10 protein-coding genes are annotated in these 11,779 nt (G+C 41.5%); 8 read left to right on the top strand and 2 right to left on the bottom strand.

Translation table 11 applies throughout. The features are described 5' to 3' along the window. Positions 1-18 precede the first annotated feature (18 nt). The 8 genes from AC0IWE_RS15160 to AC0IWE_RS15125 all read left to right on the top strand — a co-directional run bounded on the left by AC0IWE_RS15160 (position 19) and on the right by AC0IWE_RS15125 (position 10,315). Positions 19-1,923 (top strand): RagB/SusD family nutrient uptake outer membrane protein, encoded by a 1,905-nt coding sequence (locus AC0IWE_RS15160; RefSeq protein WP_471793720.1) that lies wholly within the window; start codon positions 19-21, stop codon positions 1,921-1,923. 11 nt (positions 1,924-1,934) lie between these two features. Then, positions 1,935-2,870 (top strand): DUF5017 domain-containing protein, encoded by a 936-nt coding sequence (locus tag AC0IWE_RS15155; RefSeq protein ID WP_471793719.1) that lies wholly within the window; start codon positions 1,935-1,937, stop codon positions 2,868-2,870. A gap of 56 nt (positions 2,871-2,926) precedes the next feature. Then, complete coding sequence (locus AC0IWE_RS15150; RefSeq protein WP_471793718.1) at positions 2,927-3,730, top strand: glycoside hydrolase family 16 protein; 804 nt, start codon at positions 2,927-2,929, stop codon at positions 3,728-3,730. 23 nt (positions 3,731-3,753) lie between these two features. Further along, positions 3,754-5,820, top strand: coding sequence for a polysaccharide lyase family 8 super-sandwich domain-containing protein (locus tag AC0IWE_RS15145; protein WP_471793717.1), 2,067 nt, complete (start codon positions 3,754-3,756; stop codon positions 5,818-5,820). Between the two features lie 15 nt (positions 5,821-5,835). After that, positions 5,836-7,020 carry a glycoside hydrolase family 88 protein gene (locus tag AC0IWE_RS15140; protein WP_471793716.1) on the top strand — a complete coding sequence of 395 codons (1,185 nt, stop codon included), beginning with the start codon at positions 5,836-5,838 and terminating at the stop codon, positions 7,018-7,020. Between the two features lie 352 nt (positions 7,021-7,372). Next, the gene (locus tag AC0IWE_RS15135; protein WP_471793715.1) at positions 7,373-8,596 is read left to right on the top strand and encodes a DUF2264 domain-containing protein; all 1,224 of its coding nucleotides are present in this window, start codon (positions 7,373-7,375) and stop codon (positions 8,594-8,596) included. 89 nt (positions 8,597-8,685) lie between these two features. Further along, positions 8,686-9,525 carry a 5-dehydro-4-deoxy-D-glucuronate isomerase gene (kduI, locus tag AC0IWE_RS15130; RefSeq protein WP_471793714.1) on the top strand — a complete coding sequence of 280 codons (840 nt, stop codon included), beginning with the start codon at positions 8,686-8,688 and terminating at the stop codon, positions 9,523-9,525. A gap of 25 nt (positions 9,526-9,550) precedes the next feature. After that, positions 9,551-10,315, top strand: coding sequence for an SDR family NAD(P)-dependent oxidoreductase (locus AC0IWE_RS15125; protein WP_055911387.1), 765 nt, complete (start codon positions 9,551-9,553; stop codon positions 10,313-10,315). 150 nt (positions 10,316-10,465) lie between these two features. Here the strand turns inward: AC0IWE_RS15125 and AC0IWE_RS15120 are convergent, their stop codons facing one another. Together AC0IWE_RS15120 and AC0IWE_RS15115 are read right to left on the bottom strand one after the other, a co-directional pair. After that, positions 10,466-11,092 (bottom strand): carbonic anhydrase, encoded by a 627-nt coding sequence (locus AC0IWE_RS15120; RefSeq protein ID WP_055911385.1) that lies wholly within the window; start codon positions 11,090-11,092, stop codon positions 10,466-10,468. A 59-nt stretch (positions 11,093-11,151) separates the two neighbouring features. After that, positions 11,152-11,661: a flavodoxin family protein gene (locus AC0IWE_RS15115; protein WP_471793713.1), complete on the bottom strand. Its 510-nt coding sequence runs from the start codon at positions 11,659-11,661 to the stop codon at positions 11,152-11,154. Positions 11,662-11,779 lie beyond the last annotated feature (118 nt).

Genomic DNA, 11,779 nt, shown 5'->3' with positions numbered 1-11,779 from the left:
CCATTAAAAAATAAAACAATGAAAAATAAATATATTCTGGCTTTTTTATTTGTGATGGCATTATCATCATCATGCAAAAAATTTTTAGATACTGAACCAACAGATTTCTACAGCCCATCTAATTATTACGAAACAGCAGATCAGTTGCAGGTGGCACTTAACGGTATTTACAGCAATATGATGTATGAGCGGATGTACGGGCAGGTATTGAACTTTAATTTTGTAAGCGCAACTGACGAAATGTTGCCGAACCGGCCGGTAAACGGCGAGGCACGTGGTTTATACTATTCGTACGATGCCGGGCATGCTTATGTTGCCGATGTTTGGCGCTGGCCGTATTTGGGCATTAACAATGCAAATGTGCTGATTGATAACATTAACAAGCCAACAATGGATGAAAAACAACGCGGTTACATTAAAGGACAGGCTTTGTTTTTAAGGGCTTACAATTATTTTATCCTCACTACAAATTTTGGTGCAGTGCCGGTAATTCTGCATAGCCCGGGTATTGCCGAAACCAATATTCCGGCTTCACCGCAGTCAGCAGTTTATGTGCAGATTGTTACCGATTTAAAAGAAGCCGAAACCTTAATGCAAGGCAGAACGGCCACAAGCCTGGGTTATAACGACCAGGTAACCATAACGGCTGTACAGGCCATGTTGGCACGCGTTTACCTATATTGGGCGGGTTATCCAACCAATGATGCCACTAAATATGCCGATGCGGTGCTGTATGCTGATAAAGTAATCAGCTCTGGCTTGCATGGCTTAAATCCGGATTATAAGCAGGTTTTTATCAATTTGTGCCAAGATAAATATGATGTAAAGGAAGATATTTTAGAATGGGGATCGGCAGGGGCTGCTGCGGGTGTAACCAATAAAACAGGTAACGATATCGGAAACTTTGTGGGCATACAATCGGCTATTCTTACCGTTAACGGCACTTTCGATCCCGCATCTTATTCGGCAGTTGGCTGGGTACAAACCACCAAAAAGTTATTTGATAGTTACGAGGTAGAGCCAACAAGCACATTGGTAAACAAAGCATCGTTAGATACGAGAAGAGATTGGAACTGTGCTGATTTTATCTGGACGGTAAATACAACCACTGGCGTGAGGAGTAAAACAGAAAAGCCAAATCCATGGCAAATGATGTGTGGTAAATTCCGCCGCGAATACTGTCCGGAAGCTTCAAGGAATTTGGGTAGTTACAATATCAATTGGCCTGTAATCCGTTATTCGGATGTGCTATTGATGAAAGCAGAAGCCGAAAATCAGCTTAACGGTCCAACGGCTGCCGCTTACGATGCCATCAATCAAGTGCGGAAAAGGGCTTACGGAACCATGTATGGTAATATTGTAAAAAATATTATAGTGGTAAACGGAGGTTCAGGTTATAATTCGGCCAACCCTCCTGTGGTAACCATTAGCGGTGGCGGTGGCTCGGGTGCTACCGGGGTAGCGGTAGTATCAACAGGAGGCGTGGTAACCGGAATTAAGTTAACCAGCAGGGGGAATTTAACAGCTGCAGGTCCGTATTTTACCAGTGCACCAACGGTGAGCATTGCTGCACCAACTACTGGAGTTACTGCAACAGCTACTGCAAGCATTACAAACGGTAGCGAATACCTTTTAACACCAGGACTGAACAAAGCCGATTTTCAATTGGCGATTAGAGATGAACGTATGCGCGAGCTATGCTTTGAGGCCTACCGCAAGGCCGACCTTATCCGTTGGGGCAATTTTGTGGGCGATATGCAAAACTTTGCCAACTACGCTGTAGCCAACGGCGTTTCAGCAACAACAGGCAATGCGGTTGGTTATAGCGGAATTACCGGAATCACCCAAAGGCATGTACTGCTCCCGAAACCAACCTACGAGTTAAACCTAAATAAGGATTTAACTCAAAACCCTGGATATTAACCAAATCAAAAATGAAAAAGAAGATGAAATATCTATTCAATATAGGTTTGCTTGCACTTTTGTTTTTTACCGCATGCAAGAAAGACCTTACAACAGATGCACCAACCGCTGGCATTAACCTTATTAATGCACGTGCCGCTATTGGCGATACACTGGTTTTTAAACTGGGCGATACCTGTAAGTTTGCGCTTGATGGCTATGCCGATAATATTGCTTTTTGGGGCGGTACCCCGGGCAATAAGTACGAGTACCGAGATAGGGCAATGGCGCAGGGCATACCAACGCTATCTTTTACGAGTACTGCCCAGTTTGGTACACAAACCAATACTTTGCAGGTTCTGGCTACCAACAGGCTGCCCTCAAGAGATTCAGCAACGGTTGTAAATGCAGCATGGACAAACATTACGGCCCGTACACCATTGGCTACAAGTGCCACCGCAGTAAATACAGGCAATATTAATTTAGCTGATCTGGTAAGTGGTATAAATGATTCACTTTTTATTGCCTTTAAGTATTCGGGCGTAACAGGCTCAACACAGCGAACCTGGACCATTACCAATTATACGGTAAACAATGTATTGGCCGATTATAGCTTTAATTTAAGTTCGTTAGCAAGTGATAATGCATACTGGACACGTTATGGCAACGTTTGGACACCGGCTAGCGCGCGCTGGGTAGCCACTACTACAGCGCTCACCATTGTAGGCGGCGCGGCTACGCTTCCAACAAACACCAGCTGGATTGTAAGTAAGGCACTGTATGTTGGTCGCGTTTCTCCAGATATTGCAACCGCCACGGTTAAAAACATAACCGCATCTGCTACCACCTCATACGCTTATAAATATGCTGCTGTAGGTAAATACAGGGCAACTTTTGTGGCTTATAATGTTAATCCCAACCAAAGTAAATCAACAACAAAGGAATTTAATATTAAGGTTATCCTTTAACAACAAATGCGGCTGCTTAACCAGTTTAATGCCAGCCGCATTTACAAAATACTTTTATGAAGAAACAACTATTAATTTTCCTGTTTTGTCTGGTTGGCTATAACTGTTTTGCGCAAAGCGATGGCATAAAGCGAAAATTGATCTGGAGCGATGAATTTGACTATACAGGTTTGCCTGATGCTAAAAAGTGGACTTACGAGCAAGGATTTGTACGCAATAAAGAGCCACAGTTTTATACAAAAAACAGGTTGGAGAACGCCAGGGTAGAAAATGGAAAACTGGTAATAGAAGCAAAAAAGGAAGAATTTGAAGGTGCGCATTTTACCTCAGCCAGTATAATTACTTTAGGGAAGCAGCATTTTAAGTATGGCCGGGTAGAGGTTAGGGCAAAAGTATGTAAGGGTGTTGGTGCATGGCCCGCCATTTGGATGCTGGGTACCAACCGCGGTCAGGTAAAATGGCCCAATTGCGGCGAAATTGACATTTTGGAATTTGTGGGTAAAGATTCTACACAGGTATACGGAACGGTACATTATGCAGATTCTACCAATACCTATAAACACCAGGGGGAAAAACCTGTGGTGGGTAAACCATGGGAAGATTTTCATGTGTATGCCATTAATTGGGATGAAGATAAAATTGAATTCTATTTTGATAATTTGAAGTATATGGTATTTGATGTTAAAAAAGCAGATAACGCAGTCGACAATCCTTTTAGGAAAGAATTTTACCTGCTGCTTAACCTGGCTTTGGGCAGGCAGGGAACGCTGGGCGGGCCATTAAAAGAAGCGATTTTACCATTAAAATATGAGGTAGATTATGTTAGGGTTTACAAAACTCCTTTAAACCGTAGAAAATGATGGTGAGGATAAAAAATAACGGGTTGAAAATAAGTTTATCGGTAATTTTTGTTTGTTTAAGCTGCTTTTTTGTAAGCGCACAGCAAAAACCCTATACCATTATTATGGAGCGTATCAATCTGGATTTGCAGGTAGGCATAAACGATGGCGTGCTAACAAAAAGGATAAATAAAAACCTGCCGGCATTACTTCCAGATGGAAGCTGGGCGGATATTAATTATGCAGATGCGCAATACGATCCGCTAAACAGGATAAAAGATATGGCAACTGCTTATATAAGGCAATCAAATAAGCTGTATCAAAATAAAGAGTTGTATGGTGCAATTGTGAAAGCTTTGCAGAACTGGCTGGATAAAAATCCAAAGAACAAAAACTGGTGGTACAACGATATTTTTTATCCACAGGCCATTGGCCAAACGTTAATTTTAATGCGGAATGCGAAAACGCAACTCCCTGTTGAGCTAGAAAATGCCTTGGTTAATAGAACGATCAGAAAGTTAAAAACCGGTGATGGTGCCAATACCTCTGATGAGGCATTGCATTATCTCTACAGGGCCTGCTTAACACAAAATAAGGCAACCTTGGATTCTGCCGCGAAATACCTGTTCGAACCGATAGCCACTGCAGATGGAAAAGAAGGCGTTCAGGTGGATGGAAGTTACTACCAGCATGGTAAACAGCAGGCCATTGCGAGTTACGGCAGGGTATTCGCCGGAAATTCGGTTAATGCTGCTTTTTATTTACGTGGAACGGAATATGCCCTGCCAAAAGATCAACTGGCTATTTTGGTTAATTACCTCAAAAATACCTTCCTCAAAACGGTAAGGGGATCGTTTTATGATTTTAATGTACGCGGACGGGGGATTAGTCGTAAAGACTCATTAAGTAGCGGCATGGGCGGTATGGTAGGCAAAATTAAACTGTTCGACCCCGAAAATGCCGATTATTGGGATGCAGCACAACTCAGAACATCAGGCAAAAAACCTGTTGATTACGGAATAACAGCCTCCCATAGCCAATATTGGAAAAGTGGTTACACCCTGCACCTCCGTAAGGCTTATACTTTCAGTGTTCAAACGGCATCGAGCAGAACGCTAAGAACGGAACGTGGCAACAATGAAAACATATTGGGGAAATTTCTCCCCGATGGGGCAACAAATATTCAGCGTAACGGGTCAGAATATGCAAACCTAATGCCCGTTTGGGAATGGGATAAAATTCCGGGCACTACCAGCAGGGATTATGCTGATGACAGTGGCGCAACAGTATTAAAAGAATGGGGTATACCTGGCAGCACCAAATTTGTGGGCGGGGTAAGTGATGGCGTTTATGGCGTTTCGTGCTATGATTTGAATTATGACAGCGTTCAGGCTAAAAAGGCATGGTTCTTTTTTGATCAGGAAGTGGTTTGTTTAGGTGCCGGGATTAACAGCAATGCTATACAAAATATCACCACCACAATCAATCAGGTATGGTTGCGTGGTAACGTATCAACTTCTAACGGCATACAGAAAAATGGCAAAAGCGAAGTTTGGGCAATACACGATAGTATTGGGTATATTTTTCCCCATGGTGGGAATTTGGAAATCAGCACTAAAGCCCAAAGTGGAAGTTGGTACCGCATTAACCATTTTCAAAGTAAAACCGAGTTAAAGCATAATGTTTTTAAAATGTGGTTAAACCATGGTCAAAATCCACAAAATGGCAGTTACCAATATATTGTTGTGCCAGGGATAGATGTAGCCGGATTAAAAAAGTATAACCGATCGATGATTGAGATATTAAAAAATACCGACAAGATACAGGCGGTAAAACACATTGGTTTAAATATGTTGCAAGTCGTCTTTTATAAACCTGGAACGCTGACTGCAGATGGCTTATCACTCCGTGTAGATCAGGCTTGTACGGTTTACATTAAAAATATAAATGGTAAAAACCCTACGCTTTACATCGCAGATCCGGCGCAGCAAAATGCAAGCATTAATGTGCTTTTAAAACTACCGGCCATGTTAAAACCACAAAATATAAATTGTAATCTACCTGCCGGCCCACTTTCGGGTGCAACGGCAACTTTTAAAATTAAAGAATAATACACACTATTAATTATGAAAAAAATCAATCTCGCTGTCGCATTGCTGTTGTTAAGCAGTTCGGTTTCATTTGCCCAAACCGCAAAGAAGCCTATGGCCCAGTTAATTAACGATGAATTTAAATTCGCCCTTGATCAATATAAAGTGCTGGGTAAAAATATTCCCGAAGGAAAAACACCACAAACTTTTGAGAAAGGGAAACCTGTAAATTACGACATTAAGTGGTGGTGCAGCGGTTTTTACTCTGGCAGTTTGTGGTACATATACGAACAGACTAAAAATGCAGAGGTTAAACAGGAGGCCGAGAAAGCTTTAAAAGTAATTGAGCCTAACCAAACGTATACTGGCAACCACGATTTGGGATTTATGATGTACTGTAGTTTTGGCAACGCTTACCGATTAACCGGTAAGCCAGAATATAAGGCTGTAATTGAGCGCTCGGCTGAATCGTTGGCTACACGCTACCGCCCGGCAGTAAAATCAATCCAATCGTGGAATAAGAGTAAATTATGGGAATGCCCCGTAATTATCGATAACATGATGAACCTTGAAATGATGAACTGGGTGAGTGATAATGGAGGCAATAAAAAGTATAAGGAAATATCGGTTATCCATGCAAATACGGCTTTAAAAAACCATTTCCGCCCCGATTTCAGCTCTTTCCACGTGGTTGATTATAACCCTGAAACAGGAGCTGTAATTAGAAAAGCGACATGGCAGGGTGCTGCAAATTGCTCTGCATGGGCACGCGGACAGGGCTGGGCGCTGTATGGTTATACCATGATGTACCGTTTTACTAAAGATCCGGTTTATTTAAAACAGGCAAAAGGTATAGCACATTTTATTCTTAACCACCCAAACCTGCCTGCAGATAAAATTCCATTCTGGGATTTTGATGCACAGGGTATTCCGTTTGCAAAGCGGGATGCTTCTGCGGGTGCATTAATGGCTTCGGCATTATTGGAGCTGGGTCAATATACCTCCGGAAGTGAGAAAACAGAATTTAAATCGGCAGCCGAAACCATGATTTATTCTCTTTCAAGCAGCGAATACCATGCAAAGCTGGGCGAAAACGGAGGCTTTTTATTGATGCACAGTACTGGTGCCTATCCTTTAAACAGTGAAATTGATGTACCTTTAATTTATGCCGATTATTATTATTTAGAGGCCTTGGCAAGGTATAAAAAATGGTACTTATAGGATATTAAATACAGGTTTAAGCGGAATAGCTGTTCTGGATTAGCCGGATAATGAATTTTTGTTTTATTCGGAAATCTAGGTTCAGCAGTGCTTCGGAGCCGGTAGCCCCGTTATTCGCTATAGTTCCGATGAAGAATCGGAGGCTGCCGCTACTACCGGGTTTATGAACATTGGGTTTGTGCAAAGACTTTCAGAAACTCATGTTTGTCGGATAAGCATCCAACTAGTAATAGTAAGGCCTGCTATGCTGCCTAGATCCGGAAAGCGTAAAGAAACTGAATAGTAGCATAGAAACCCGCTCTCCAAATAATTTAATCTAAAATTGAGTTTTATCACCCACATTATAATGAAAATGAAATGTAAACTAATTTTTTATGCCCTGCTGATTTTTTCTCAGTTTGCTTATGCACAAAAGAAACCTGTAACAGGGGCAGAAGACCGTGTTTTTTGGGTCAAAACCTTAAACAGAATCGCTTATCCGGTAATTCATAACCTGGCAAACGAAACTTTAAAGAAAAATATGCCTTTAGAAAAAGCGCCAGGCTATGGCCTAAACGTAGCAAAAGTTACCTATCTGGAAGCTTTGGGCCGTACCATTGCTGGGGTTGCACCCTGGCTGGCTTTACCGGATGATGAAACCCCTGAAGGAAAACTCAGAAAAATCATGCGCACCGAACTTTTAAAAGCTTTGGCCAATTCGGTTAATCCCGAAAGTCCGGATTACATCAGTTACCGATCAGAAAGTCAGCCGATTGTTGATGCCGCTTATGTGGCGCATGCTTTTTTGCGTGCCCCAAAAGCATTATGGGAACCGCTTGATGAAACGACTAAAAAAAGATTTATAGAAGAATTTAAATCTTTACGCACCAGGAGCGGGGCCTATAACAACTGGCTCTTATTTTCTGGCTTAACTGAAGGTTTTTTGCTGAGCATTGGCGAGCAATATGATCCTGCACGTGTTCAGTTTTCGATCAACAAAATGAAAGAATGGTATGTGGGAGATAGCTGGTACAGTGACGGTGAAAAATTTAGCATGGATTATTACAACTCATACGTGATCCATCCGATGCTTGTTGATCTTTTAAAGGTTTTGGTTGATAAGAAAAAAGCACCGCAGGCCGATTACGACCTCGCCTTGAAAAGAATGGTGCGCTATTCGGAATATTTAGAAAGGATTATTTCCCCGGAAGGGACTTACCCTGCTTATGGCCGATCGATTACCTACCGTACAGCTGCATTTCAGGCATTGGCTCAAACAGCCTTAATGGAAAAATTGCCCGAATATGTAAAACCAGCACAGGTTCGCGGTGGTTTAACTGCTATAATGCATAAACTTTATGATGGAAACCAGAATTTCGACAATAAAGGCTGGTTAGTGTTGGGTTTTAACGGTCATCAACCAGAAGTGGCCGATACCTATACCTCAACCGGAAGTTTATATATGGCAACTTTAGGTTTTTTAACTTTGGGCCTGCCCGCTGATAATAAATTCTGGACGGATGCACCTGCGCCATGGACGAGTTTGAAAGCCTGGGGCGGAGAAACCATTAAAAAGGATTATAAAGTTGAGTATTAATACCAAAATTAAGTATCGTATAAATATATTTGCGGATAGGATCTGAAATATGAGTCAGATTTTTATCCCAAAACTCAATTTTTTAACCAATGAATAAATTTGAAAGCCGTTACGCGCAAAGTCCCAAAGAAGTTAAACAAATGGATACCGCAGCTTTGCGGGATAATTTCTTAATTGAAAACGTATTTGAGGCCAACCAGGTAAATTTAACCTTATCTCATTTCGATAGGTATATTGTTGGTGGTGCTATGCCTGTTGATCAGAAAATAGCCCTTCCGAATCCTGATGATTTAAAAGCAAACTATTTTTTAGAACGCAGGGAGCTTGGTATTATCAATGTAGGCGGAAAAGCAATTGTTACTGCTGATGGCGAAAAATACGAATTGGACTATAAAGAAGCTCTCTACATTGGAAAAGGTGCTAAAGAGGTGTTTTTCGAATCTGCAATTCCTGGTGAAGCCGCTAAATTATACATCAATTCTGCCCCGGCACACCACGCTTATCCAAACAAAAAGGTAAGCAAGGCTGAAGCAGAAATTGTAGAATTGGGTACACCCGAAACAGCGAACCACAGGATCATCAATAAGTTATTGGTAAACAGCGTGTTGCCAACTTGCCAGTTGCAGATGGGTATGACCGAGTTAAAATCGGGTAGCGTGTGGAATACCATGCCGGCGCATACGCACGACAGGAGAATGGAAGCTTATTTTTATTTTGAGGTTCCAACAGGGCAAAGTGTTTGCCATTTTATGGGGCAGCCGCAAGAAACCCGCCACATTTGGATGCAGAACGATCAGGCAGTAATTTCGCCAAACTGGTCTATCCACTCTGGTGCTGGTACAAGCAATTATACCTTTATTTGGGGGATGGCTGGTGAAAACCTTGATTATGGCGATATGGACCACTGTGCCATTACCGAACTGAAATAAGAAGCAATTTATCTGATTAAAAAACATGTCGAACATATTTGATTTAGCAGGTAAAACTGCATTAGTTACCGGTTGTAAAAGAGGTATCGGGAAAGCAATGGCTTTAGCACTGGCCGAAGCAGGCGCCGATGTTATTGGTGTTTCTGCAAGTTTAGAATTGCAGGGGAGTGCTGTAGAAAAGGAAATTGTAGCCTTAGGCAGAAAGTTTTATGCCTACCAGTGCGATTTTGGTAAACGTGAAAATACGCTTGAATTTGCTGCGCAGGTAAAGGCCGATCATCCCGTTATTGATATTCTGGTTAACAATGCAGGTACTATTTTACGCAAACCAATTGCTGAGCATCCGGATGAATATTGGGATGAGGTAATTGCAGTAAACCAAACTGCTCCGTTTATTTTAACCCGCGAAATTGGGCGCGAAATGATTGCCAGGGGTAGTGGAAAAGTGATTTTTACGGCATCCTTATTGTCGTTTCAAGGTGGTATAACCGTTCCTGGATATGCGGCAAGTAAAGGTGCAATTTCATCTTTAACCAAAGCTTTTGCTAATGAATGGGCATCAAAAGGCGTAAATGTAAATGCCATTGCGCCAGGTTATATTGCAACCGATAATACTTCTGCATTGCGCGAAGATCAGGATAGAAGCACCTCTATATTATCCCGTATTCCTGCCGGAAGATGGGGAACACCAGAAGATTTTAAAGGACCGACATTATTTCTGGCTTCTGCAGCAAGTGATTATGTGCATGGAACAATTTTAACCGTTGATGGCGGTTGGATGGGCAGGTAGGTTAAATCCTTATTCTGCATTTCATAGTCGATGATTTAAGATTTATATGTCAAAGAAGTCAAGTTAAAAAAAACTTGACTTCTTTATTTCAAATATCTGTTTTTTGTGCAGCCCTGGACACCAAACGCTCCCCAGGCCAAACCCAAACATTTAATACAGGTTATAAATCTCCTTAATATCCTTCAAAATATTCTCGAAATCAATTTTCAGGTCGATTAAGCGGCCGGTATGTATATCGAATACCCAACCTTGTACGGTTAATCCGCGTGCGGTAACAGCTTCCTGCACGGCTGCGGTTTTTAGCAGGTTAACGCATTGTTCCTGTACGTTAAGTTCTACCAATCGGTTATAACGCGAATCTTCGTTTTCAATGGCGTTCAGTTCATCTTTGTGAATGCGGTAAACATCGCGGATATTTCTTAACCAGGGGTTTAAAATGCCCAAATCTGCTGGCTGCATGGCTGCTTTAACACCTCCACAGTTGTAATGGCCACAAACCACAATATGGTTAACTTTTAAATGGCGCACGGCATAATTTAAAACCGTCATTACATTTAAATCCACGTTATTTACCAGGTTGGCAACATTTCGGTGCACAAAAGCCTGCCCCGGTTGGATACCCATTAAATCTTCGGCGGTTACACGGCTATCAGAACAGCCGATATACAAAAACTCAGGACTTTGCCCTTTGGATAATTCTGTAAAATAATCAGGATTGATGGCCAGTTTATCGGCAATCCATTTTTCATTGTTCTTAAAAACTTCTTCTACGTTCATGCTTTTGCTTTAAATAGAATTTTTGGATAAATAAATTTTTGAGCGATAACAAACAGCTATTATATGGCTATAAAACTAAAGAAAGATTTCCTCATTTCGGCAAATTCATCATCATTAAGCCTATCATCCGAATTAAAATACAAGTGGCCTTTATAATCCAACTCCAGGTAATTCGCTGTCATGTAAAATGGCGTGGTAAATCCATCAGGCAAGTCAGCATCGGTGCCAACTGCAATTAATTGCATGGTTTTACCTTTCAGGTTTCTGCCCACATCTTTATTTAAGGTTACCCAATTTGTTAAGCGGTCGAACAGATTTTTCATTCTTCCGCTCATGGCGTACCAGTAAACAGGAGTAGCAAAAATTAAGTGTTTGTGGTACAATATTTCTTTGGCAAAGGTTTCGAAACAATCTTCCGGGGGGTATTGGTTTTCGTAATTGTAGGGAAGAAAATGGTGCTCTAACAGGTTAATCTGATCAAAAGCAATTTCTTCGGTAAGTTTGCTGATATATTTTTGCGTATTGCCATTCAACCTGGCGCTTCCGTTAATTATTAAGCTATCGGCCATACTTGTTTGTGTTAAATTTAATTAACAAGTTTAGCCAGGAAATGTTTAATGGCTGGCCGTGTATTGAAGGAGGAATCCGGCAAAAAGGATGATAAAATAAAAGCCAATATCAATTCAC

The organism is Pedobacter sp. AC402 (assembly GCF_979252805.1).
Note: the sequence above shows the minus strand (reverse complement) of the source record. Positions and strands in the feature narration are given on the sequence as shown.